This window comes from Candidatus Nanopelagicales bacterium (assembly GCA_041393815.1).
Classification (GTDB): Bacteria; Actinomycetota; Actinomycetes; order S36-B12; family JAWKJK01; genus JAWKJK01.
The window spans coordinates 77,925-102,455 of the sequence record JAWKJK010000004.1; the positions used below are offsets into that span (position 1 = coordinate 77,925).

Genomic DNA, 24,531 nt, shown 5'->3' on the forward strand with positions numbered 1-24,531 from the left:
GCTCGAACGCTCGACGGCTGCGCACGACGGCCCGCAGGCGACCGCGTGCGTCCTCATCCTGCCCTGCCGCGGGCGGCGGTCGCACCACGGTCCGCGCGGTCGGCCCGGTCAGCCGGCCAGGTCCGGGATCTCCTGGGTGGCGTACCAGAGCAGGTCCACGTCGGCCACCGCGTCAGGGGTCCCGCCCGCGGCCACCGCGTCGCCCACCGCGGCCGACGCCGAGGGCTCGTCGACGAACACCGCGGCCACCCGGCCGAGCGGGACGGGCGCGGCCAGCCGGACGCGTCCGGTCCCGGCCGCATCCATCTCGGCCACCTCACTCGGCGGGACGTCGACGGCCAGGACGACCCGGCGCAGGTCCGCGGGGCGCTGCGCACCGGACCCGGCGAGCAGCCGCAGGGACTCCGCGGCGGCGACCCGCAGCGCGAGGTAGTCCAGCTCCTCGGCGTCCGCCCCGGCGGCGGCCGGCAGCGCGCGCAGCCCCGGCGTCGGCAGGGCCGCCGGGCTCCCCGCCGGGACCGCCCCGTCCGAGGCCAGCGCCCGCAGCCCGTCGAGGGTCGTGGGCACGAACGCCCGCACCATGGCCACGCCGCGCCCGCCTCAGCCCACGTCGGCGAAGTCGTCCGGGCCGAGGTGGTCCGGGCCATAGTGGTCCGGGTCGCGCAGCGCCTCCTCGCTGGTGCGCAGCGAGGTCTCCAGGACCCGCAGCCGCCGGGAGGCGTCCATCACGTTGCCGCCCATGGCCTCGAGGTCCTCCGGCCCGGGACCGAGGATCGTGACCGCGGCCCCGGCGGCTCGAGCCTTCTCCGCCTCGGTCAGGCAGCGCTTGGTGACCTGCACCCGCCAGCGGCGCTCCAGCCGTGCCAGCACCGTGTCGGGCTTGTCGTAGTGGAACGACACCATCGGGGCGACGACGTAGACCTCGTCCAGGCCCATGCCCGACACCAGGTCGACCGACGTCGCCGAGCACGCGCCGCCGTCGACGTACGGCCGGCCGTGGATGTCGACCGGTGCGAACCAGCCGGGGATGGAGCAGGACGCCATGACCGCCAGCGACAGCGGCGCCTGCGGCGCCTCCGGCCGGCCGAACGCGACCCGCTTACCGCTCTCGTAGTCCATCGCCACGATCCAGCAGTTGTCGTGCGGTGACCACTCGCCCATCGGCGTGATGCCGTCGATGAGGTGGCCCACGCGCTCGAGCGACCCCTTGCCGGCGGGCATCCAGGCGGACAGCACCGCCGTCGGGGGCATCTGGCGCAGCCGGCGCAGGCTGTTGCCGATGAGCTTGGCCGACCCGGGCCCGAGCAGCCTGGGCAGACCTGGTCGGGTGCCGCCGGTGGCGCGTTCGTAGTCCCAGGAGTAGCCGGCCAGTGGGCCGTCCGTCACCGGGATGCCGCGCTGGTGGTCGATCATGTGCTGCACCGAGACGCCCGCGGAGACCAGTGCGGCCAGGACGGACCCGGCCGAGGTCCCGACGACGACGTCGCACTCGCGCGGGTCGATCCCGTGCACGGTCTCCAGCGCGCGCAGAGCGCCGACCGACCACGCGCCGCCGAGCATCCCGCCAGCCCCGAGGACGAGTCCCCGGCGGGGACGGCGCACCGTCACCGTCAGCCCACCGTCCCGTGCCGGCCGTGCGTCGTCGTGGTCTCGACCAGCTCGTCCAGCGCGTCCTCCAGGCAGTGGGCGAGCACCTCGACGTCGGGCATGCCGTCGCGGTCGGCGTTGAGCCCGAAGTACACCGAGCCGTCGTACGAGGTCAGGCCGATGGTCACCGCCTGCCCCTTGCCCAGCGGGAGGACGGGGTACGACGCGAGCATCCGCGCCCCGGCGACGTACAGCGGGAACTGCGGCCCCGGCACGTTGGTGACGACCAGGCTGTAGACCCGGCGGCCGAACTCCGCCCCGACGCGGGTGCCCAGGGCGTGCAGCGTCGGCGGGGCGAAGCCGACCAGACCGACGATGGCCCGGGCGCCGAGCATCCGGCCGGACTCCTTGTGCTGCCCCATCTCGTACGCGATCCGCTGCAGCCGCACGACCGGGTCGGGCTCGCCGACGGGCAGGTCGCAGGTGAAGGCAGCCACCCGCTGCTCGCCGTAGCCGTCGCCCTCGCCGTGCACGCTGACCGGCACCAGCGCCTTCACCTCGCGCCGGCTGTCCAGGGCCAGCCCGCGGGTCTGCAGCCAGGACCGCAGGCCGCCGGTGACGACCGCGAGCGCGACGTCGTTGATGGTGCCCCCGTGCGCCTGGCGGACCCGCTTGTAGTCCTCCAGTTCGGTGGTCGCGGTCGCGAAGCGGCGGTGCTCCCCGAGCTCGACCAGCAGCGGGCTGCTCTGCGTCGGACGGGCCGCGTTCAGCGTGGCCGTGACGACCCCGACGGCCTGCCGGCCCACGCCGACGAGGGTCTCCTTGACGTCGCCGACACCCTCGCGCACGGTGTCGAGGGCCGTGGCCGGGCGGCGGATCGTGTCCGACAGCGCGCCCGCCACCAGCTCCAGCCGGGTCGGCTCGGCGGCGGGTCGCCACGCGTCCGGGGCCACCTGCCGCGGCTCGGGTGTCGCGTCGAGGATGACCTGGCCGATGTCGACCGCGCTGAGCCCGTCGACCATCGCCTCGTGGCTCTTGGTGAGGATCGCGAACCGGTCCCCCTCCAGGCCCTCGATCAGGTACATCTCCCACAGCGGCCGGGACCGGTCCAGCGGTCGGCTCATGATCCGCGCGACCAGCTCGTAGAGCTGGCGGTCCGTGCCCGGGCGGGGCAGCGCCGAGCGGCGGATGTGGTAGGTCACGTCGAAGCGCTCGTCGTCCACCCAGACCGGGTTGGCCAGCCGGCCGGGGACCCAGCGGATCCGCTGGCGGTAGCGGGGGACGTACGCGATCCGCTCCCGCACGAGCCGGACCAGGCGGTCGTAGTCGAACCCGAGCTCGGGGGCCTGGAACACCTCGACGCCCCCGACGTGCATGGGGGTCTCGGGCTCCTCGAGGTAGAGGAAGTGCACGTCGAGGGGGCTCAGCCGGTCGGCCACCGCACCTCCTCGAGACCAGGACACCCAGGACCCGCCCGCGGGACCGGGACGGTCGACGCGCCGGGCGTGCGTCCCCATCGTGGCACGCCCGCCTCCGCGATCCGCGGCCGACCGGCCGCTTCCGCGCGCCGACGGCGCGCCCGCGCCCCGGATCAGGCCAGCGACAGCCCGAACAGGGCCTCCAGCTCACCGGCGGTGCGCTCGTACGACTCGTGCCGCACGCCCACGAAGCCCAGCGAGACGGCGGCGTCGACGAACGGCTGCAGGTCGTCCACGAACACGCACTCGGAGGCCGGCAGGTCGATCAGGGACAGCGTGTGCTCGAAGATGCGCGGCTCGGGCTTGCGCATGCCGACCTCGCCGCTGATGACCACCGCGTCGAACATCTCGTCCCAGCCGTCGCGCGGGTAGTCGTTGCCCCAGGAGTTGGACAGCAGCGCGGTACGGATGCCGGCCGCGTGGGCCCGGCGGACCAGGCCGCTCATGTCGTGCGCGTGCTCGAAGTGGGCGAACATCCGGTGCAGCAGGCCTTCCGCGCGGTACTCCTGCCCGGCGCGCCGGCTCAGCTCGGCGGCGAGGCGCACCTCGAAGTCGGGCACCTCCATCTCGCCGCGCTCCAGGGCGTGCACCGGGTTGAGACGGGCCTCGGCCCCCACCGGGTCGCCGAGCCAGTCGCGCAGCACCCCGACATAGGCCTCGATGTCGATGCCGTCGTCCTCGGCCCAGGTCCGCACGGCCGCGCGCAGGTCACCGGTGAGCACGCCGCCCCAGTCGACGACCAGGCCGCGCAGCGAGGAGTCCGGGGACAGTCGCACCCCACTCGGGTCGGTCGGGTCAGGCACCGCAGCCCCTCCTCGCATACGCCAGCAGCGCGGGCACCCCGACGTCGAGCCGCGCGAAGAACGGGTCGTCGGACATGCCGGCCAGCCAGCGGTGGTACGACGCCTCCAGCAGGATCGCCAGCTTCCATACCGCCAGGGTCCGGAACCAGGTGAGGTCGCCGAGATCGCGGCCGGTGCCGGCCGACCAGCGCGCCGCCATCTCCTCGCGCGTCGGGTAGCCGTCCCCGACGGCCATCAGGTCCGCGAAGGGATGCTCCTCCCCGGGCTCGGGCCAGAACGACAGCAGGTAGCCCAGGTCGGCCCGCGGGTCGCCCACCGTCGCCATCTCCCAGTCCAGGACGGCGGTGATGCGCGGACCGCCGTCCTCGGGACCGACCACGACGACGTTGTCCAGCTTGTAGTCCCCGTGCACGACGGCCGGCTCCTGCTCCGGCGGCAGGTGCTCGCGCAGCCAGTCGCGGACCGCGTCGTAGTCGGGCAGGTCGCGCGCGGTCCCGCCGGCGGCGGCGACCGCGGCCTGGATGCCCTCCCGTTGTCCCACCCACCGGCGCAGCTGGCGCTCCAGGTAGCCGCCGGGCCGCCCGATCCCCGCGGCGACGAACGGTTCCCAGCCGACCCGGTGGATCTCGGCGAGTGCGTCGGCGAGGTCGAGACCGAGCCCGCGGTGCCGCTGCTCGAGCATGTCCGGGGCGCCGTCGGTCAGCCAGGCGGGCGGGTCCGCGCGCACGACCGTGCCGCGCGCGGTCTCCATCACGTAGAACGGTGCGCCGATGACGCCGTCGTCCTCGCACACGGCGACCACCGCGGGCACGCGGACCGGCGACTCGGAGTGCGCCAGCAGCTCCAGGACGCGGAACTCGCGCACCACGTCGTGGGCGGTGGGCAGGAGCGGACCCAGCGGCGGGCGACGCAGCACCCAGCGCCGCTCGCCGGACTCGACGGCGAAGGTCAGGTTGCTGTGGCCCTCTCCCAGGGGCCGCACGGCCAGCGCCGGGGCACCGTCCGGAAGGACCCCCTGCGTGTGCAGCCACCGGGCAAGCCCGACCGGGTCGACCGCCTCGTCCCTGGTCCCCTCCGACGTCGCCACACGGCGATCCTAGGAGGGCTCGCGCGGGCCGCCGCAGCGGCTGCGACAGGATGCCGGGTATGGACTTCGCGCCCTCCCCCGCCGCCGCCGAGAAGATCGCCCAGCTCGAGGCCTTCATGGCCGAGCGCGTCCACCCCGCGGAGGAGGTGTATGCCCGCCAGCGGGTGGAGCTCGCCGCGGCCGGCCGGCCGCACGACCTGCCCCCGGTGGTGGAGGACCTCAAGCGCGAGGCGCGTGCCCTCGGGCTGTGGAACCTGTTCCTGCCGGACGAGAGCGGGCTCACGGTCACCGACTACGCACCGCTGGCCGAGATCACCGGGCGGTCGCCGGAGATCGCGCCGGAGGCCCTCAACTGCAGCGCCCCGGACACCGGGAACATGGAGGTGCTGCACATGTTCGGCACCCCGGAGCAGAAGGAGCGCTGGCTGGAGCCGCTGCTGGCCGGGGAGATCCGCTCCGGCTTCGCGATGACCGAGCCGGACGTCGCCAGCAGCGACGCGCGCAACATCCGCACCTCGATCGTGCGCGACGGGGACTCGTACGTCATCAACGGACGCAAGTGGTGGACGACCGGCGCGCTGGACCCGCGCTGTGCGGTGTACGTCCTCATGGGAGAGACCGATCCGCAGGCGCACCCGTACCGGCGCCAGTCGATGATCCTGGTACCGGCCGATGCGCCGGGCGTGGAGGTCGTGCGCGACCTCAGCGTCTTCGGGTACGAGGACCAGCACGGGCACGGCGAGGTCGTCTTCCTCGACGTCCGGGTGCCCGCGACGAACCTCCTCGCCTCCGAGGGGGACGGCTTCCTCATCGCCCAGGCCCGGCTCGGCCCGGGCCGGGTGCACCACTGCATGCGGGCGCTGGGCATCGCAGAGCGCGCGATGGACCTGATGGGCGAGCGGCTGTGGAACCGGGTCGCGTTCGGCAAGGAGCTGGCCCGGCAGGGCGTGTGGCAGGAGCGGGTCGCGGAGTGCCGGATGGCCGTCGACCAGGCGCGCCTGCTGGTCCTGCAGGCGGCCTGGCTCATCGACACCCGGGGGATCGCCGACCCGCTGACCCGCCGGCAGGTGGCGGCGATCAAGGTCATCGCCCCGCGAGCCGCGCTGCAGGTGCTGGACACCGCCATCCAGGCCTTCGGCGGGGCCGGCGTCAGCCAGGACACCCCGTTGGCGGCGCTGTACGCCGCCACCCGGACGCTGCGGATCGCGGACGGACCGGACGACGTGCACGTGCGCACCGTCGCCCGGTCGGTCCTCGGCGGCTACCGCCCCGACCAGGACTAGCGCCCCGCCCGCACGGGTGGAACGTTCGGCCAGCGATCCCTGGCGGGACGCTGGCCGAACGTTCCACCCGTGGCCGTGCTGATCACGCGACGGCGCGGCGACCCGCCCTCACCCCGCGTCGCCTGCTGCGGCGTGCTCCCGCGGCGCCCGGACCGGGGGGCGCGGGCCGGGCGAGCTCGTCGATCAGCCCGCTGGCGAGCTCCCGCAGCGCCGCTCGGGCGGTCGACCGGGGCACCGCCTCCGCCAGCGTGCGGCCCTCGCGCAGGCAGGTGTCGTACGCGTTGCGGTCGTCGGGGACGAGCACGACGTCGTCGACCCCGGCGTGGCGTGCGAGCGCGGTACGCAGCTGGCCCGCCGGGTCGGCGCCGAGCGGTCCCCGGCGGACCCGGGTGAGGACGACGCGCACCGGGGTGTCCGGCACCCGGGCCCGCAGGTCGGGCAGCGCCGAGAGCAGCCGGGCCACGCCGACCGGGTCGGCGGCGCCGACCGCGACCACCGTGTCGGCCGCCTGCAGCGCGGTCAGCGTGGCGGCGTTGCGCCGCGGAGCCAGGGTGTCGTACGCCAGCTCCTCGTCGGCCTCCAGGCAGAAGCCGGTGTCGACCACCGTCACCCCGGGGGTGTGCCCGCAGGTGCGCCACAGGCTCTCCAGCGCCGACGGGCGCAGCTCCACCCACCGCTCCGGATGACCGATGCCGGTGAGCACCCGCAACCGGCCGGACAGCCCGCGAGCCGCCCGCGCGAGGGCGGGCACGTCCAGGGCGCCCTGGTCCGCCTGCCGGCAGGCGACGGCCAGGCCGCTTGCCTCGTCGTGGATGCCCAGGCACGCGGCCACCGCGCCGCCGTAGGGGTCTGCGTCCACCAGCAGCGCGGGCGTGCCTGCTCGGGCCAGCTCGTCGGCCAGACCGAGTGCCACCGACGTCCGCCCCGGCGCGCCGGTCGGGCCCCACACGGCGACCAGCGATGACGGCGTTGCCGCCGCCTCGGGCTCGTGGACGTCGGGTCCCGGTCCGTCGGTGCCGCCGGTCCGGGGCCGTGCTGACGCCGGGCCCGCGGGCGACCGCGGGTGCGGGCGCTGGGACTGCCGAGGGTCGGCATACCCCGCCGTCGCCCGGGCAGGGCCGCCCTGCGCACGCAGGTCGCCGATCGCCGCGCCGATCGCAGCGGCCGCCTCGGCCGCTGCCCCGCGCCGCACCGTGACCACGCGCGGGACGTCCAGGCGCAGCAGCCGGCGGTCCGCGGCCTCGTCCCCGTCGTCCGCGACTCCGACCACCGCGACCCCGGCCGTGCGAAGCCGGTGCACGGTGTCGGCGGACAGCCGCGGCAGCTGGGCGGACAGCACCACCGCTGCTGCGCCGCCGGCTCCGGCGGCACCGACGGCATCCACCGCGTCCACGGCCCGGCGGACCACGGTCAGCCCGGTCCCTCGTGCGGTGCACGCGGCCACCAGCGCCGACTCGTGCACCAGGCCGCCCACCGCCAGCACAATCGGCAGCCCGCCGGCCGGGCCGCTCATCGTGCGGCCCCGGTGCCGGACCCGACGGGTACGCGGACCAGGTCGACGGCGCCGGAGCGGATCGCGGCCACGACGTCGACCGCCAGGTCCGCCGGGACGTCGAGCACCACCCCGACCTCCCCGACGGCGCCGACGGCGTCCAGCGCCACCTCGGCCACGATCGCCTCGCTGAGCACGCGACGCGGCTGCGCCGCGGACGAGTCGACCTCCTCCCGCGGGGTGACCCAGACGTCGACCACGTCGCCGGCTCCCACGGCGCTCGGGACGTGCAGTGGCTCGACCGGGACGGTGACCAGGCGGCGGTCGGCGAGGGCGCCGGTTGCCCCGACCGCGGCGAGCGGGACCAGCTCGCCGGCGCGGACCCCGTCGAGCAGGGTCCCGTCCGGGACCGAGGTCCCCGCCAGGTAGGCGCCCTCGCGGTCCCCCAGCGCCACCGGGACAGCGACCACGGCATCCGGCGTGAGCGGTGCCCCCGCCGGCAGGTCGCGGGCGGCGGCCCACACCAGGGTGCGCTCGTCGGCACCGGAGACGACGCGGACACCGACGAGCACGCAGACCGCGACGAGGACCAGGCCGAGCAGCACCCGGCCGTCGCGCCAGCGCGGCGGTCGCCCCCGTGCAGCGGGCGGTGAGTCGAGCGGATGCGACGCCGGCGCGGACGGCGACGGCGCAGCGGACAGCACAGACGTACGGGTCATGCGGCAACTCCCCCGTGAGCAAGACCCTCCCCCGCGACGAGGGTGCGGCATCGGCCGCCATCCGCCAAACCGTTGTCCACGGATCGGACACGAGCCCGATCCCCCCTCGTCGCGCTCTGGGAGGATGACGCGCGTGCCGCCGCGCTTCCTGACCCTCGCCGACGTGGCCGAGGTCCTCAACATCTCCGCCGCCCAGGCGTACGCGCTCGTCCGGGCCGGCGACCTGCGGGCGATCAAGGTCGGCGGCCGCGGCCAGTGGCGGGTCGAGGCCGAGGCACTCGAGGACTACATCGCGCGGATGTACGCCGAGACCGAGGCGTTCGTCCGCACCCACCCGTTCGGCCGCGACGACGAGGACGGCCCGGACCCGACGTAGCCCGCGGGCCGTTCCTGGGCCGCCTATCGGCGGCGTAGTGCGGCGATGGCGCCGAACGGCACCGCCACCACCCGGCGCACCGCCTCCGGTCGCCGGGGCTCGTCCAGTTCGTGCTCGGCGAGGTCCAGGTGGTCGGCGGCCGCACGGTCGGGCGTCCCCGTGAGGGCGCCGCCCTCCACCAAGTGCACCGTCACCGGCAGCCGGTCCCGCGACCACCGCCGCACGAGGGCCGCGAACCCGAGCCGGGCCGCCACCGGTCCGGCGGCGTCCGCGTCCACGGCTCTGGCGCCCAGGCCGTCCACCCACAGCACCGCGGCGACGGGGACGGCCCACTCGCTGCCGTCCGTCGCGCCCAGCACGAGGACGTCCGCGCCGACCTCGGTGATCCGACCGCGAACGGCCCCGACCCCCCGGACCACGGCAGCCACCTCGCCGTCGACCGCCCTCAGCCGGTCCACCAGGGTCACCCGTCGGGCAGCGTCGCGGGCGAGCTCGTCGCCGAGGGCGTCGTCCTCCGCCCGCTGCTGCGCGTCTGCGCGGGACTCCAGGTCCTCGAACAGCCGCTCGAAGCGGTCCGGGTCGCCCGACCGTGCGCCGCCGCTCACCCGTGCCCCCTGACCTCGCCGGTGGTCCCGTCCACCGTATCCACAGCGGGCCTTGACCGCAGCGCGACCGATGGCATACAAAGGCAAACGTAAGCAAACGCGCATGAGGGGGACGAACCATGACCACCACGAGGTTGCCGTGAGCGGCCTGCGCGAGGCCGAGGCGCTGCTGGCCGTCCTGCTGCTCGCCATGGCTGCGCTGCTCGCCGCGCGCACCGCGCTGGGCCTGGCCCTGCACCTGCTCGCCACGCTCCCGGGGGCCGCCGGGCGTGCCTGCCGCGCCGCGGCCGAGCACGTCACGCCCCGGCTGGTCCGGCGGCTGCTCACCGCCACGGTGGCCTCCGGCCTGGGCGGCCTGGCGGCGTCCCCGGCCTTCGCCGCACCACCCTCCCTCGCCGCACCACCCTCCCTCGCCGCACCACCCTCGCTCGGCGGGGCGCCCTCGCTCAGCGGGGCGCGGTGGGCGGCGGACCTGCCCCACCTGGGATCGCCGCCGAGGGCGGAGCGAGCGGCCGTCGACCCCTGGGGCCTGGATACCGACGCTCACCCCCCGGACCCGACCGACCGGGGAGCCCCGCCGACGGAGCAGCGCGCCGCGGTGGTCGTGCGTCCCGGCGACACCCTGTGGGCCCTCGCGGCGCAGCATCTGGGCCAGGACGCCACCGACGCCGCAATCGCCGAGGAGTGGCCCCGCTGGTACGCCGCCAACCGGTCCACGATCGGCCCCGACCCGCACCTGCTGCTCCCGGGGATGCGGCTCACCCCGCCCTGACGGGGGCGCGGCGAGTCCGGCCCGCCCGCGCTCGATCCGCACGTCCGCCGCCCGCACGAGCGAGTCCCGCACCACCGACGCCCGCGACCCCCGACGCAGGCCGAGGCCTCGGCGCCCGCCGGGTCCTCCCACCCCGTCCGGAGGTCCTCATGTCCGTGCTCTCACCAGCAACACCGCGACCGACGCGGGCCGGCCGCGCGCCGAGCCCACCCGAGGCCCCGGACGCGGCGCTCGTCCCGGCCGCCGACCCGACCGACGCTGCCGGGATCCGCTCGACACCCGCGGACGGGGCCATCCCGGCACTGCGGCTGATCCCCGGCGGTCGCCGGGAAGCGCCGGTGCAGGAGGAGCTTCCGCTGGAGTGGCGGCTGCCGTCCGGACTGCCCGCACAGCCCGAAGCCCCGGCCCATCTGCGGCTCGTCGGCGGGTCACCCGTCGTGCCGGCCCCGGATCCCACGCCGGACGCCGCGGCGCATGCAGCGGCGGACCCGACCGCGGAGCGCGGGGTGGACCCGGCCGACGGGCTCCCGCCCGCGGGTCCGTGGGTGGCCCGGCTGGCCCGGGCCGTGCTCGAGGTGGTGAGCGGCGAACGCCCGTCCGGACAGCTGGTGCGCTGGACGTCCCGCCCGGTGCACGCCGAGCTCGCCCGACGCGCGGCCTGCGCGCGGCGGCACCCGGTGAACCAGGGCCGATCACCCATGGTCCGACAGGTCCGCTCGGTGCGCGTGTGTCCCGTCGCGCCCGGCATCGTCGAGGCCTGCGCGGTGGTGAGTGGGCCGCAGCGGGCCCGGGCCGTGGCGATCCGGCTGGAGGCCCACCGGGGCCGCTGGCTGGCCACCGCGGTGGCGGTGGGCTGAGACCGCCACCACCTGGAGCGACCGGCCGAGGCCCGCGGGGGAGGCATCGGTCGGGCCGCGGTCCGTACGGGGGTCGGACCGCTCACGGCGAGGGGTGGGTCTCGCGGTCGGACCGCGGGACCCACCCCTCGTCGCTTCGTGCCGGTGACGCCGGACCGGCGGACGCACCGCCCGCCCGCGCCCCGGCTACCGCTTGCGCTTGCGCTGCGCGCGAGCGGCGCGCCGGCGCTCTGCCCTGCTCGCGTCCGCGGACACCTCGAGGTCGGCGTCCTCGTCCACCTCGCGATGCGTCACGCCGCCGGCGCCGTCCACCGACGGCGCGGAGTACTCCAGCCGTTGCGGCCGTGCCGGGCCCAGGCCCTTCGCAAGGATCGACGGCATCCCCCCGCCGGCGGGCTCCTCCTCCGCGGCCGCCACCGGGGCAGGGGTCCGCTCCCGGGTCGCGCCGGACCCGGCCGGCGCGGGGGCCGGCTGGCGCGAGGACGACGACACCGCGGCCGCGATCCCCTGCGCAGCCTGACCGCCGGTGGCGAAGGTGACCGTCTCGACGGCCTCCTCGACCTCCTCCGACTGCGGCGGGGCCACCTGCACCTCGAGGTTGAACAGGTAGCCGACCGTCTCCTCCTTGATCCCGTCCATCATCGCGTTGAACAGGTCGAAGCCCTCGCGCTGGTACTCGATGAGCGGGTCGCGCTGCGCCATCGCGCGCAGCCCGATGCCGTCGCGCAGGTAGTCCATCTCGTACAGGTGCTCACGCCACTTCCGGTCCAGCACGGACAGGATCACGCGCCGCTCCAGCTCGCGCATGACCTCCGAGCCGAGCGTCTCCTCGCGCTTGTCGTACGCCTCGTGCGCGTCCTCCTTGAGCTCCTCGACCAGGAACTCGGTCGTGAGGCCGTGGCGGTCGCCGCCGGAGCGCTCCTCCATCTCCTCGATCGTGACGCCCACCGGGTAGAGCTGGCCCAGGGCGGTCCACAGCTGCTCGAGGTCCCAGTCCTCCGGGTAGCCCTCGGTGGTGGCGGTCCGTACGTAGCCCTCGACCGTGTCGTCGAGGAACGAGCGGACCTGCTCGTGGATGTCCGCCCCCTCGAGCACCTGGCGACGCTCGTCGTAGATCACCAGCCGCTGCCGGTTCAGGACGTCGTCGTACTTCAGCACGTCCTTGCGGATCTCGAAGTTCTGCGCCTCCACCTGGGACTGCGCCGACTTGATGGCATTGGTGACCATCTTCGCCTCGATCGGCACGTCGTCCGGCACGTTGAAGCGACGCAGGAACGCATCGACCAGGTCGGCCTTGAACAGCCGCATCAGGTCGTCCTCGAGCGACAGGTAGAACCGGGTCTCGCCCGGGTCACCCTGCCGGCCGGAACGCCCGCGCAGCTGGTTGTCGATCCGGCGCGACTCGTGCCGCTCGGTCCCCAGCACGTATAGGCCGCCCAGCTCGGTGACCTCCTCGTGCTCCGCAGCGACCGACTTGCGCGCCTTCTCCAGCGCGTCCGGCCACGCCGCCTCGTACTCCTCCGGCTCCTCCACCGGCGAGAGCCCACGCTGGGCCAGCTCTGCCGCGGCCATGAACTCCGGGTTGCCGCCGAGCATGATGTCGGTGCCGCGGCCGGCCATGTTGGTCGCTACCGTCACCGCGCCCTTGCGCCCGGCCTGCGCCACGATCGCGGCCTCGCGCTCGTGGTGCTTGGCGTTGAGCACCTCGTGCGGCACGCCGCGCTTGCGCAGCAGCGCCGACAGGTGCTCGCTCTTCTCCACGCTGGTCGTGCCGACCAGCACCGGCTGGCCCTTCTCGTTGCGCTCGACCAGGTCCTCGACCACCGCGTTGAACTTGGCCTCCTCGAGCCGGTAGATCAGGTCCGGCTCGTCCGCGCGCTGCATCGGCTTGTTGGTGGGGATCGGCACCACGCCGAGCTTGTAGATCTGGGAGAACTCGGCGGCCTCGGTCATGGCCGTACCGGTCATCCCGCTGAGCTTGTCGTACAGGCGGAAGAAGTTCTGCAGCGTGATCGTGGCCAGGGTCTGGTTCTCGGCCTTGATCTCGACGGTCTCCTTCGCCTCGATCGCCTGGTGCAGGCCCTCGTTGTAGCGGCGGCCGTGCAGGATGCGGCCGGTGTGCTCGTCGACGATGAGCACCTCGCCGTTCATGATCACGTAGTCCTTGTCCCGCTTGAACAGCTCCTTGGCGCGGATCGCGTTGTTCAGGAAGCCGACGAGCGGGGTGTTGACCGTGTCGTAGAGGTTGTCGATGCCGAGCTGGTCCTCGACCTTGTCGATCGCGGACTCCAGCACACCGATGGTGCGCTTCTTCTCGTCCACCTCGTAGTCGGTGTCGCGCTTGAGGATGCGCGCGATGCGGGCGAACTCGGAGTACCACTTGGTCGCCTGGTCGGCGGGGCCGCTGATGATCAGCGGCGTACGGGCCTCGTCGATGAGGATCGAGTCGACCTCGTCCACGATGGCGAAGTTGTGCCCGCGCTGCACCATCTCGTCGCGCGACCAGGCCATGTTGTCGCGCAGGTAGTCGAAGCCGAACTCGTTGTTGGTGCCGTACGTGATGTCGGCGGCGTAGGCCTTGCGCCGCTCCGCCGGGCTCATCTGGGCCAGGATGCAGCCGACCTCCAGCCCCAGGAACCGGTGCACCCGGCCCATCCACTCGGAGTCGCGCTCGGCCAGGTAGTCGTTGACCGTGACCACGTGCACGCCGTCGCCGGACAGCGCGTTGAGGTACGCCGGCAGGGTCGACACCAGCGTCTTGCCCTCACCGGTCTTCATCTCGGCGATGTTGCCGAGGTGCAGCGCGGCGCCGCCCATCACCTGCACGTCGTAGTGCCGCTGGCCCAGGGTGCGCTTCGCCGCCTCGCGCACGGTGGCGAACGCCTCCGGCAGCAGGTCGTCGAGGGTCTCGCCGGCCTGGTAGCGGGAGCGGTACTCGTCGGTCAGCGCCCGCAGCTCGTCGTCGCTGAGGTGGACGAAGTCCTCCTCGATCGCGTTCACCTGGGCTGCGATGGACTCCAGCTTGCGCAGCGTCTTGCCCTCACCCGCGCGCAGGATCTTGTCGAGGATGCCCAAGGCGTCGGCCTCTTCCGTCGTGTCCGGCTGGCGCGGCGGGCCCGGACCGGGGCACGCCACAGCGCGGCGGGTCACCCGCCGCCCGGCCATGGTAGTCGGGCAGCCGCCGGTGGCCCCATTCGTGCGAGCGGCGCGGACCCGCACCGGCCGTCCACGACACCGCACCACCCGGGCAAACCGCTCGCCGCCGAGCCCCTGTCTGGGCTGGGATGGCACCCGTGAGCGAGTCGTCCCTACCGCCCGGCTGGCAGGACCCCGCCGGACCGCCCGTCCTCAGCGACGGCGTCGTCACGCTGCGGCCGCCTACCGCGGACGACGTTCCGGCCATCGTCCGGCACTGCCGCGACCCGGAGATGGTCCGGTGGACGACGGTCCCGCACCCGTACGGCGAGGCCGACGCCCACGACTTCCTCCGGCACAGCCGGGACAGCTGGGCGGACCACACCGGGGCGGTGTGGTCGGTGGCGGACGCCGCCGACGACTCCTACTGCGGCGGCATCGACCTGCGCTACGACGGCGCCGGCGGGGCCGAGGTGGGGTACGGGGTGGCCGCGTGGGCCCGGGGCCACGGGGTGGCCCGCCGGGCGCTGGCCCTCGCCTGCGGTTGGGGGTTCGAGCACGGTGGCTGCGAGGTCGTCCTGTGGTGGGCGTTCGCCGGCAACGAGGCATCCCGCCGGACCGCCCGCGCGGCGGGCTTCCGGGTGCTGGACCGGACCGTCCCGCTGGCCCTGCCCCAGCGGGGCGAGCGGCGCGACGGGTGGCTCGGCACGCTGGTGCCCTCCGGACTGGTCCGGCCGTGACCGCACCGGTGGAGCTGACGGCCGACGAGGCCCGCCGGGTCGCGCTGTGGGCGCAGGGCCTGCTGGGGTCCGGCTACCCGGTGACTCCCGCCACTGCCGAGCGACGCGGCGGCCGCGCGAGGGTGGCGGCCGTCCGCGAGGTGCTGCACCACCTCGGCGCGGTGCAGCTGGACACCATCTCGGTGCTGGCGCGCTCGCACGAGTTGGTGGCCTATGCCCGGCTCGGCCCGGTGGGCCGCGACGCGGTCGAGGAGGCGCTGTGGGGCGCGCGGGCCCCGCGGGGGGACGCCACCACGTTCGAGTACTGGTCCCACGCCGCATGCGTCCTCCCGGTGGAGGAGTGGCCGTGGTTCGCGTTCCGGCGCAGGTACTTCCGGCGCCGAGGACTGCGCTGGCACGACGTACCGGCGGGAGTCGAGGACCAGGTGCTGGAGCGGCTGCGCACCGACGGCCCGCTGACGGCGACCGAGCTCGGCGGGGCCAAGCGCGGTGGCGAGTGGTGGGACTGGTCGGAGACCAAGGTCGCGGTGGAGTGGCTGCTGGACACCGGTCGGGTCGTCTGCGCGCGCCGGGTGGGCTGGCGGCGCGTGTACGACCTGCCGGAGCGGGCGCTGCCCCCGGAGGTCCTCACCGGACCGGGGTGGACGGAGGAGGACGGGGTCGCCGGACCGCCGGACGAGGAGTGCCTGCGCCGCCTGGTCGGGCTGTCCGGCGTCGCCCTCGGGGTGGGGACCGCGGCCGACCTGGCCGACGTGCACCGGCTCCAGGTCGCCGACGTGCGCCGGCACGCGGTCGACGCCGGGCTGGTGCCGGTGCGGGTCGCCGGCTCGGGGTCGCCCGCGTGGGCCGACCCGGCCGCGCTGGCCTGGCTGTCGGGCGGCGGCCGCGGTCGGCACCGGACCACGCTGCTGTCGCCGTTCGACTCCCTGGTCTGGCACCGGGCCCGGACGGCCCGCATCTTCGGCATGGAGCACCGGCTGGAGGCCTACACCCCCGCGCCGAAGCGGCTGCACGGCTACTTCGCGATGCCGGTCCTGCACCGGGGTCGACTGGTGGCGCGGGTGGACCCGGCGCGAGCGACCCTGGGCTCCGGCCGCGACCGGACCGCGGTGCTGCGCGCGACCCGGGTGACCCTCGAGACCGGCCGGTCGGGGGCACCGGTGCCGGGCGCGGTCGAGGGGACCACGGCGGCGCTGGCCGAGGCGGCGCGCTGGGTCGGCTGCGCGGAGGTGACCGTGGACGAGGTCCGCCCGGCGTCGGCGCGCGCCGCCCTGGTGGCCGCGGCGGGGGCCGCGCTCGCGGGAGGGTGACCGATGCACCGGGAGCCGGACACCTCCGCGCGGTGCCCGCGTCAGCCGATGTCGAGCAGGCCGGACCGCACGGCCCGGATCACGGCCTCCGTGCGGGAGTGCACCTGCAGCTTCTCGTGGATGCTGCTCACGTGGTTCTTCACCGTGTTCTCGCTGATGTAGAGGCGGTCGGCGATGGCCCGGTTGTTCAACCCCTGCGCCACTAGCCGGAGCACCTCCAGCTCCCGCCGGGTCAGCCGTCCGGGGGTCGAGTCCAGCCCGTCAGCGCGCCGTACGAGCAGCGCGAACTCGTCCAGCAGCTGGGCCGTCATGTCCGGCGAGAGCAGCGTGCGGCCGTCGGCCACGGTGCTGATCGCGGCCACCAGGTCCGCGGCGGTAGCGGTGCGGGACAGCACGCCGGTGGCTCCCGCCCGGACCAGTCCCGCCAGCTCGGCGGCCGCCGCGACGTCGTCCACGATGACGACCACCCGGGCTGAGGGGTGGCGCAGCCGTACCTCGGTGCACAGGTCGGACCCCGCCCCGTCGAGCCGGCCATCCATGACGACGACGTCGGGCCGGGCCCGGTCCGCGAGGTCCTTCAGCGCGTCACCGTCCCCACCCTCGCCCACCAGGACGATCCCGGCCGTCTCCGCGAGGACCTGCGCCACCCCGCGCCGGAACAGCGGCGCAGGGTCCACCAGCACCACCCGGACGTCGGGCGACCGACGCCCCCCGGGCGGCGTCGACGCCGCCACGGGTCCGGCAGCCGACCGGCTCAGGCCTCGACCGCCGCGTCCTCCGGCTGCAGCCGGATCAGGCCGTAGTCGTACCCCCGCCGGCGGTAGACCACGCTGGGCATCCCCGAGTCGGCGTCGCTGAACAGGTAGAAGTCGTGGCCGATGAGCTCCATCTCGTGGAGTGCCTGCTCGACCGTCATCGGGGCCGACGCGTGCGACTTCTCGCGCACCACGACCGGGCCCTCGGCGTAGACCACGCCGGCTGGCAGCGGCTCGACCTCGTCGGCCTCCTCGACGACGGCGACGGCGGCCGGCGCGGCAGCAACGACCATGTCCCCCAACGACTCTCCCAGGGACCCGTTGGCGCGGCGGCCGGCGCGGCGCTTGTCGGCCGCGCGGCGCAGCCGCTCCTCCAGACGCCCGTAGGCGGCGTCGAGGGCGGCGTACTTGTCCTGCGCCGCAGCCTCCGCACGGATCACCGGGCCCTTGCCGCGACACGTCAGCTCGACCTCGAACGCCCGGTCCGCGAGCCGCGGGTTGCTCTCCTTCGACACCTCCACGTCGATCAAGCTGAGCGTCACGCCGAAGCGGTCGATGCGCGCGAGCTTCTCCTCGACGTGCTCACGGAAGCGCTGGGAAAGGTCGAGGTTGCGACCCCTCACGACGACGTCCACGGTGTCCTCCTGCCGGTCTGAGTACGACGACCCGCGTCGTACGACGGCTGCACGAGCACCCGGAAGGTGCTGCTTCCACGCTATCCCTCCGCGGCCGACGACGGAGCCCCAGCGACGAGGTCACCGCCGCGTGCTGGGCGCCACCGGCGCCGGGGGGCGGCGACCGCGGCCACCGCCGCGACGGGGACGCCGGCCGCGGTGAGTGCCCGCACCGCCTCGCGGGCGGTGGCCCCGGTGGTCACCAGGTCGTCCACGACCAGGACCAGGGGGGCGGCGTCCGGGGCCTCCCGGACCGCGGCCGCCAGGCGCGCCGCCGGACGGCGCGGGCCGAACGCCCCGGCGAGGTTGTCGCGGCGTTCGGTGGCCGACAGGCCGGCCTGGTCCCGACGCCGTCCCCGCGGCCGAAGCGCCCGGACGACACGCGCGTCGAGGCCCTCCGTCCGCAGGACCCGGGCCGCGGAGCGGGCCATCAGCAGCACCGAGTCGTCGCCGCGCTCCGCGATCGCCCGGCGGGACGTGGGCACCGGCACCAGCACCACCCGCCGCGGGCTCGGCACGTCACGCCCGGGGCCCCGGCCTCCCGGGGCACCCGCGACGGCGGACCGGACCGCGGCGCCGAGGGCCCGTCCCAGCGTCCCGGTGAGCGGACGCTCGCCGCGCTCCTTGTGCGCGATCACGGCGGCCCGTACCCCGCCGCGGTAGACCGCGGCGACGTGCACCGGGGGCAGCCCGGGCGGGCACGGGTCGGGGTCCTGGCGCCGGCCGGGTCCCTCCCACCCCCGTCGGCACGGCGCGCAGGCGGACCGGCCCGGCACGCCGCACCCGACGCAGACGCGCGGCAGCACCAGGTCGACGGCGGCCTCGACGAGGTCGCGCAGCGCCGCGACCCACGAAGGCGGCCCGGGACGGGTCCTGCGGTTCGACACGGGGGCACTCTCCCGGGCCGCTGGCGGTGGTGCCTCGTACGTCTGCGCCCCTGGGGACGGGCGTCGCGATCCCCCCCGCCTGGGGACGCCCGCACCCGGTCGCCCGGTGGCACGTTCGACCACGCCGCCGGCCGGCGGGCGTGGTCGAACGTGCCACCGGGGGGATGCGAGGGGCGGGAGGGGCGGGAGGGACGGGGCGGGCGTGGGGCGTCAGCCGGGGTAGACCGGCGCGGTGCCCTGGGTGCGCGGCCGCCACAGCCCCGACGACGACTGGTAGACGCGGCCGTCCCCGGCGCCCACGAGCAGCGGCTGCGCCGGTGCCGCGGCGACGTACCGGGGGTCCTCCGGCGCGCCGAGGGCGCGCAGCGTGCCCCGCGCGACGTCGACCAGGAAGACCTGGGTCGGCCCGGCCCCGTCGGAGGCCAGCACGGCCAGCGTCTCCGGCCCCTCCCACACCACGTCGTCCACCTCGGACAGCCGGGTCTCCACCCGCTGCGGTCCGGCGATGCGGACGTCCTCGCCCCGGCGCTCGATCCGCGCCACCTGCAGCAGGGTCCGGGTCCCGCGCCGCAGCACCAGCGCGGCCCGGGTGCCGTCCCGGGACAGCGCCAGGTCCAGCACGGTCGCGTCGTCCGGCAGGCCGTCGACGGCGACCGGGGTCACGGTGCCGTCGGCGGCGATCCGCTGCACGGTGCCGGTGCCGTCCACGGTCCACGCGGTCGCGGTGCGGTCCAGCGCGGGGGCGGACAGCCCCTCGGACACCAGCCGCTCCGTCAGGGCCGCCCCGGGCTCGACCTCCCCGGTGTACAGCCGGGCCCCGTCCGGCGACACGGCGGCCAGCGCGGTCCCGTCCGCGGACAGCGCCACCGTGCCCAGCGGCGGGTCGCCCTCCCCCGCGGCCCCGGCCACCGGCTGCGGGCCGGTGGTCCCCAGCCGCAGCAGGGCCTGGTCGCGGACGACGTACGGCGTGGTCCCCGGCGCGAGGCCCGCGGGATCGACGTTCGGCCAGGAGTCCCGCGGCTGCGGGGAGGTCGCGCCGGGGACGACGTACGGCTGGCCCGAGACGGTGAGGTCCACGGCGGTCACGTCGGGCAGCTGCTTCAGCGTCCAGACCAGCTGGGCGGACAGCGCGCGCCGGGTGGTGTCGTCGGCCCCCAGGGCGGGCGCGGTGAGGTCGACGCGGGCGATGCCGTTCTCGATCGGCACCGCCTCCAGCGCCAGCTCGGTGCCGTCGGGTACGGCGGTGCGCACCGCCGGCGCCAGCCAGCGGGTCGGACCGGACAGGACGGCGGCCGCCAGCGTCGTCGCCAGGCCGGGCCCGATCACGGGGATGGTGCGCGGGTCCGGGACCAGGATCGAGAACGCCGGGTCGAAGAAGTACACGTCGTACGTCCGGAACGCCCGCTCGACGTCCGAGCGGGACAGCACCAGGCCCGGCGGGAGCGCGGTGATGCGCCACTCGCCGTCCACCTGCGCCAGCACCAGCTCCTCGGACAGCTCCCGTCCGGGCGGGGCGACCTCGAACCGCCCGTCGGCCGAGATCGTCCCCACCAGGCCGCCGGTGGCCGACACCCGGCCGGTCTCGGTCTCCTCCAGCGTGAGCCCCGGGCTGTCGTACACGCGGACGCCGGCGGAGGGTCCCAGGCCGGGCGGATCGGGGGCGCGAGGTACTCCCGGGCCACCGCGTGGTCGCCGTCGAAGGAGGCCGAGGCCTCCAGGAACCCCTCGACCACCTGCGTCGGCGTCATCCCCGGCCGGGGCGGCCGCGCGATCACCCGGATGAACTGGTCCTCCGGGTCCAGGCCGATCTGGGGGCCCTGCTCGATCGGCCCGCTGGTCGGGATCGAGGAGCACCCGGCAAGAAGCGTCGCCACGGCGACCACGACGGCCAGCACCGCCGCGAGCGGTCGCCGCGGACGGTTGCGGCTCACGGCTGCCCACCCCGTCCGACTCGGCCGGCGCGCCGCCGGCGTACGGGGCGGCCACCCCGACCGGGGGCTCCGCCGGCGCGTCCGACGGCTCCAGCGGGATCGGGGACTCGATCAGGTCGTCGCCCGCGTGCCGGGGCAGCGTGAGCCGGAAGTGCGACCCGGCGCCCGGCGACCCCCAGGCCTGCAGCCACCCACCGTGCAGGTGCGCGTCCTCCAGCGAGATCGCCAGCCCCAGGCCGGTGCCCCCCGTCGTACGGGCCCGGGCGGGGTCGGCACGCCAGAACCGGTTGAAGACCAGCGACGACTCCCCCGGGCGCAGCCCCACGCCGTGGTCGCGCACGCCCACCGCGACCGCGCCGTCGTCCTGGGCCACGGTCACGACGACCGGCCGGCCCTCACCGTGCTCGATCGCGTTGACCACGAGGTTGCGCAGCACCCGGTCGATGCGGCGCGAGTCGACCTCGGCCGAGCACGGCTCGTCCGGCATCTGCAGCACCAGCTCGGACCCCTTGCGGTCCGCCAGCGGCAGCGCGCTCTCGACCGCCCGCCGGGTGATGACCCGCAGGTCGGCGGGCTCCACCTCCAGGACCGCGGCCCCGGCGTCGTACCGGGAGATCTCCAGCAGGTCGGCGAGCAGCGCCTCGAACCGGTCGAGCTGGTTCTGCAGCAGCTCGGCGGAGCGCGCGGTCGCGGCGTCGAACTCGTCGCGCTGCTCGAACAGCACGTCGGCCGCCATCCGGATCGTGGTGAGCGGGGTGCGCAGCTCGTGCGAGACGTCGGACACGAAGATCTGCTGGACCCGGGACAGCTCCTCCAGCCGGTGGATCTGGTCCTCCAGGCTGGCGGCCATGTCGTTGAACGACCGGGCCAGCCGGGCCAGGTCGTCCTCGCCGCGCACCGACATCCGCTCCGACAGGTGGCCGTCGGACAGCCGGCCTGCGGTCGCGGCGGCCTGGCGGACCGGCGTCACGACCTGGCGGGTGACCAGGGCGGCGAGCGCGCCGAGGCCGATCACGAGGAGCACGGCGGTGAGCAGCACGGTGGACCGGACCAGGTCCAGCGTGGCCTGCTCCTGGCCCAGCGGGAACAGGTAGTACAGCTCGTACGGGCCGGCCGTCGGCACGGTGAGCGGCGCGCCGACGACCAGGCCGGGCACGGACCGGCCGTCGAGGTAGCGGATCTCGGTGTAGGTCCAGGACTGGCGCTGCGAGGTCAGGACGGCGGTGCGCAGGTCGCGCGGGACGCTGGCCTCGGACACCAGGTTGGTGCCCCGCTCGGGCGCGTCGATGACGCCGCCCGGGGCCGACGACAGCAGCAGCACCTCGAAGATCCCCGGCGAGCCGGCCCGGGCGGCCAGCTGCCCGATCACGGTGTCGACCAGCCGGGAGGGGGTCGGGGTGGACGGACCGGTGTCGGCCGCGGCCAGCAGCTGCTGCGCCTCGGACAGGCCGGCCGTCGCCTCGCCGACCGACGACACCTCCTTGGCCTCCACCAGGCCGGAGGTGACACGGGACATCAGCAGCAGGCCGAGCAGGCCGACGACGACGACGGACAGCAGCAGCGACGTGGTGACGACCCGCAACTGCAACGACTGGCGCCAGGCGGACCGCACCCGGCGGGCGGCCGCGACGACGCCCCGCCCACCGGTGCGCGTCGCGGCCTCCGTCACGGCGGTCCCGCCTTGTAGCCGACGCCGCGGACCGTGACCACGATCTCGGGCCGCTCCGGGTCGCGCTCGATCTTCGCCCGCAGCCGCTGCACGTGCACGTTGACCAGGCGGGTGTCGGCGGCGTGCCGGTAGCCCCAGACCTCCTGCAGCAGCGCCTCGCGGCTGAACACCTGCCAGGGCTTGCGGGCCAGGCAGACCAGCAGGTCGAACTCCAGCGGCGTCAGCGCGATCGGCTGGCCGTCGCGACGCACCACGTGGCCGGCGACGTCGATCGCGAGGTCGCCGATCTCCAGCTGCTCGGGCCGCGGCTCCTCGGTGCGGCGCAGCCGGGTCCGGATCCGGGCCACCAGCTCCTTGGGCTTGAAGGGCTTGACGATGTAGTCGTCCGCGCCGGACTCCAGTCCCACCACGACGTCGACGGTGTCGCTCTTGGCGGTGAGCATGACGATGGGCACGCCGGACTCGGCCCGGATCGCGCGGCACACGTCGATGCCGTCGCGGCCGGGGAGCATCAGGTCCAGCAGCACCAGGTCGGGCTTGGCGTCGCGGAACGCCTGCACCGCGGTCTCCCCGTCGGCGCAGAACACGGGGTCGAACCCCTCGCCGCGCAGCACGATGCCGAGCATCTCCGCCAGTGCGGTGTCGTCGTCGACGACCAGGACGCGGCCCTTCACGGGAGCCATGGTGGCATCCCAGCGGCGGCCGAGGAGGGTCTGCGTGCCTACGGCGTGCCCGAGGACCGGGTTCATGCCCCCTGCGACGGACCCGTCGCGCACCCGGTTCCGCGTGGCACGATGACGATCCGGACACGCCACGAGCTCGATCCGCACACCGCGACCGGGACCGGACCCGGCGCCGTCCCGAGGGGAGGACCGACGTGACCGATCCGGTTCCCGACGGCGCCCAGCCCCCGGACGGCGCTCGCCCGGACGGCGTCCGCCCCGAAGGCTGGTCCCCGCAGCAGCCGCCCCCGTGGGCCGCGCCGGGCGGGTACGCAGGTTCCGGCTGGGGCGCGCCACCCCCGCCCATGACTCCCCCCGCCGGTGCCGCGCCGGGGTACGGCCCGCCGCCGGGGAACGGGCCGACACCGGGGTACCCGCCGCCGCAATCGCCGTACGGGGCACCCGGGGCGCCGCAGCCGCCGGGCCAGCCGCAGGGGACCTGGCAGCCTCAGGGGCCCTGGCAGCCGGCCGGCGGCGCGGGGTGGGTGCCCGCTGCGGCGCCCAAGCCCGGCGTCATCCCGCTGCGGCCGCTCGGCCTCGGCGAGCTGCTCGACGGCGCGGTCAGCTACATCCGGCAGAACCCGCGACCGGTCCTGGGCTGGGCCGCTGTCCTGTCCGTCATCTCCGCGCTGGTGCAGTTCTTCGTGCTGCTCGCCACCCTGCAGAGCGTCCAGAGCGCGGCCAGCGGGGCGAGCAGCGACGTCTTCGGTGACGTGGCCGGCGACGCGCTGCTGGGGACGACGCTGGCGTCCAACGCCGCCAGCGTGGTGTCCCTGGTCGTGTCCGTCGTGGTCCAGATCATCGCGACCGGGATCTTCACGATCCTGATCGGCGGCGCGGTCCTCGGCGTCCGGTTCGGCGGCGGGGAGGCCTGGCGCCGGACCAAGCCGTTCCTGTGGCGCCTGGTCGGCCTGACGCTGCTGACGACCCTGGCCACCCTCGCCCTGCTGGTCGGCGGGATCGTCCTGGGCGTCCTGCTCGGGCTGGCGCTGGGGCCGGTGGGCATCCTCGTCGGAGTCCTGGTCGGCCTGGCGGGCCTGGCGGCCTTCGTCTGGCTGACGATCGCGCTGCTGCTCGCACCGCCCGCGCTGGTGCTCGAGCGGCTGCCGGTGCTGGCCTCGTGGCGCCGCTCGCTGGCGCTGGCTCGCGGCTCGTGGTGGCGGCTGTTCGGGATCTGGCTGCTCACCCAGGTGATCGCCTCGCTCGTGGCCTCGGTGCTGGTGGTGCCGCTCGCCCTGGTCGGGTCGGTGGCGTCGGTCGCCGTGGGAGACCCCGAGGCGCTGCCGTGGCCGCTGCTGGTCACCACCGCGCTGGGCCAGCTGGTCGCCGGGATCGTGACCCTGCCGTTCGTCGCCGGCGTGACCGCCCTGCTGTACGTGGACCGCCGGATCCGCCGGGAGGCGCTGGACCTGCGGCTGGCCCACCCGGTGCCCGGCGACCTCGGCGGCACTGCGGCCTCCGGGGACGTGCTGGACGCCTACCTCGAGCCCGGACCCCCGACCCCGGCCGCGGGCGGCTCCCCGCCCGGCCCGTACCCGCCCGGCCCGTACCCGCCCGGCCCGTACCCGCCCGGCCCGTACCCGCCCGGCCCGTACCCGCCCGCCGGGCCGACGCCCCCGGGGCCCTACCCGCCCGGGCGGTGGTGACGG

At 75.6% G+C, this 24,531-nt stretch carries 21 protein-coding genes; 7 read left to right on the plus strand and 14 right to left on the minus strand.

The genetic code is table 11. The annotated features are described in order from the left end of the window. Nucleotides 1-108 precede the first annotated feature (108 nt). From R2737_12725 to R2737_12745, 5 genes are all read right to left on the minus strand, one after another. A complete protein-coding gene (locus R2737_12725) occupies nucleotides 109-588 on the minus strand; it encodes a hypothetical protein (protein MEZ5117121.1) in 480 nt (159 codons plus the stop codon). A 12-nt stretch (nucleotides 589-600) separates the two neighbouring features. Continuing rightward, complete coding sequence (locus R2737_12730) at nucleotides 601-1,608, minus strand: patatin-like phospholipase family protein (protein ID MEZ5117122.1); 1,008 nt, start codon at nucleotides 1,606-1,608, stop codon at nucleotides 601-603. A gap of 2 nt (nucleotides 1,609-1,610) precedes the next feature. Then, a complete protein-coding gene (locus R2737_12735; GenBank protein MEZ5117123.1) occupies nucleotides 1,611-3,026 on the minus strand; it encodes a wax ester/triacylglycerol synthase family O-acyltransferase in 1,416 nt (471 codons plus the stop codon). A gap of 152 nt (nucleotides 3,027-3,178) precedes the next feature. Beyond that, nucleotides 3,179-3,868 (minus strand): HAD family phosphatase, encoded by a 690-nt coding sequence (locus R2737_12740; GenBank protein MEZ5117124.1) that lies wholly within the window; start codon nucleotides 3,866-3,868, stop codon nucleotides 3,179-3,181. Beyond that, complete coding sequence (locus R2737_12745; protein MEZ5117125.1) at nucleotides 3,861-4,955, minus strand: phosphotransferase family protein; 1,095 nt, start codon at nucleotides 4,953-4,955, stop codon at nucleotides 3,861-3,863. Before R2737_12745 ends, R2737_12740 begins: the two co-directional genes overlap by 8 nt. 59 nt (nucleotides 4,956-5,014) lie before the next feature. Here R2737_12745 and R2737_12750 point away from each other — a divergent pair, with 59 nt between their 5' ends. Continuing rightward, the gene (locus tag R2737_12750) at nucleotides 5,015-6,238 is read left to right on the plus strand and encodes an acyl-CoA dehydrogenase family protein (GenBank protein ID MEZ5117126.1); all 1,224 of its coding nucleotides are present in this window, start codon (nucleotides 5,015-5,017) and stop codon (nucleotides 6,236-6,238) included. 82 nt (nucleotides 6,239-6,320) lie between these two features. On the opposite strand, the gene R2737_12755 is transcribed toward R2737_12750, so the two are convergent. Together R2737_12755 and R2737_12760 are read right to left on the minus strand one after the other, a co-directional pair. Next, entirely contained in the window at nucleotides 6,321-7,751 is a 1,431-nt protein-coding gene (locus R2737_12755) for a hypothetical protein (protein MEZ5117127.1), read from the minus strand. Beyond that, complete coding sequence (locus R2737_12760; GenBank protein MEZ5117128.1) at nucleotides 7,748-8,449, minus strand: hypothetical protein; 702 nt, start codon at nucleotides 8,447-8,449, stop codon at nucleotides 7,748-7,750. The genes R2737_12755 and R2737_12760 overlap by 4 nt, the downstream gene beginning before the upstream one ends. A 133-nt stretch (nucleotides 8,450-8,582) precedes the next feature. Here R2737_12760 and R2737_12765 point away from each other — a divergent pair, with 133 nt between their 5' ends. Beyond that, a complete protein-coding gene (locus R2737_12765) occupies nucleotides 8,583-8,825 on the plus strand; it encodes a helix-turn-helix domain-containing protein (GenBank protein ID MEZ5117129.1) in 243 nt (80 codons plus the stop codon). 23 nt (nucleotides 8,826-8,848) lie between these two features. On the opposite strand, the gene R2737_12770 is transcribed toward R2737_12765, so the two are convergent. Beyond that, entirely contained in the window at nucleotides 8,849-9,430 is a 582-nt protein-coding gene (locus R2737_12770; protein ID MEZ5117130.1) for a hypothetical protein, read from the minus strand. 139 nt (nucleotides 9,431-9,569) lie between these two features. Here R2737_12770 and R2737_12775 point away from each other — a divergent pair, with 139 nt between their 5' ends. Beyond that, nucleotides 9,570-10,202 (plus strand): LysM domain-containing protein, encoded by a 633-nt coding sequence (locus tag R2737_12775; GenBank protein MEZ5117131.1) that lies wholly within the window; start codon nucleotides 9,570-9,572, stop codon nucleotides 10,200-10,202. 149 nt (nucleotides 10,203-10,351) lie between these two features. Beyond that, nucleotides 10,352-11,059 (plus strand): Rv3235 family protein, encoded by a 708-nt coding sequence (locus tag R2737_12780; protein MEZ5117132.1) that lies wholly within the window; start codon nucleotides 10,352-10,354, stop codon nucleotides 11,057-11,059. Nucleotides 11,060-11,245: 186 nt separating this feature from the next. Here R2737_12780 and secA read toward each other — a convergent pair whose 3' ends face one another. Further along, on the minus strand, nucleotides 11,246-14,209 hold the full coding sequence (secA, locus tag R2737_12785; GenBank protein MEZ5117133.1) for a preprotein translocase subunit SecA: 2,964 nt from the start codon (nucleotides 14,207-14,209) through the stop codon (nucleotides 11,246-11,248). 143 nt (nucleotides 14,210-14,352) lie between these two features. Between secA and R2737_12790 the strand changes: the two genes are divergently transcribed. Both R2737_12790 and R2737_12795 read left to right on the plus strand, forming a co-directional pair. Continuing rightward, nucleotides 14,353-14,934 carry a GNAT family N-acetyltransferase gene (locus R2737_12790; protein ID MEZ5117134.1) on the plus strand — a complete coding sequence of 194 codons (582 nt, stop codon included), beginning with the start codon at nucleotides 14,353-14,355 and terminating at the stop codon, nucleotides 14,932-14,934. Beyond that, entirely contained in the window at nucleotides 14,931-16,244 is a 1,314-nt protein-coding gene (locus R2737_12795; protein ID MEZ5117135.1) for a crosslink repair DNA glycosylase YcaQ family protein, read from the plus strand. The genes R2737_12790 and R2737_12795 overlap by 4 nt, the downstream gene beginning before the upstream one ends. 41 nt (nucleotides 16,245-16,285) lie before the next feature. Here the strand turns inward: R2737_12795 and R2737_12800 are convergent, their stop codons facing one another. The 5 genes from R2737_12800 to mtrA all read right to left on the minus strand — a co-directional run bounded on the left by R2737_12800 (nucleotide 16,286) and on the right by mtrA (nucleotide 22,843). Further along, entirely contained in the window at nucleotides 16,286-16,978 is a 693-nt protein-coding gene (locus R2737_12800; protein ID MEZ5117136.1) for a response regulator transcription factor, read from the minus strand. A gap of 20 nt (nucleotides 16,979-16,998) precedes the next feature. Continuing rightward, nucleotides 16,999-17,634, minus strand: a complete 636-nt coding sequence (gene raiA, locus R2737_12805) for a ribosome-associated translation inhibitor RaiA (GenBank protein MEZ5117137.1) — start codon at nucleotides 17,632-17,634, stop codon at nucleotides 16,999-17,001. An 80-nt stretch (nucleotides 17,635-17,714) separates the two neighbouring features. Then, on the minus strand, nucleotides 17,715-18,560 hold the full coding sequence (locus tag R2737_12810; protein MEZ5117138.1) for a hypothetical protein: 846 nt from the start codon (nucleotides 18,558-18,560) through the stop codon (nucleotides 17,715-17,717). 210 nt (nucleotides 18,561-18,770) lie between these two features. After that, nucleotides 18,771-22,160 (minus strand): MtrAB system histidine kinase MtrB, encoded by a 3,390-nt coding sequence (mtrB, locus tag R2737_12815; protein MEZ5117139.1) that lies wholly within the window; start codon nucleotides 22,158-22,160, stop codon nucleotides 18,771-18,773. After that, entirely contained in the window at nucleotides 22,157-22,843 is a 687-nt protein-coding gene (gene mtrA / locus R2737_12820; GenBank protein ID MEZ5117140.1) for an MtrAB system response regulator MtrA, read from the minus strand. The genes mtrB and mtrA overlap by 4 nt, the downstream gene beginning before the upstream one ends. 524 nt (nucleotides 22,844-23,367) lie before the next feature. Here mtrA and R2737_12825 point away from each other — a divergent pair. Beyond that, on the plus strand, nucleotides 23,368-24,528 hold the full coding sequence (locus R2737_12825) for a hypothetical protein (GenBank protein ID MEZ5117141.1): 1,161 nt from the start codon (nucleotides 23,368-23,370) through the stop codon (nucleotides 24,526-24,528). The last annotated feature ends 3 nt before the right edge of the window (nucleotides 24,529-24,531 follow it).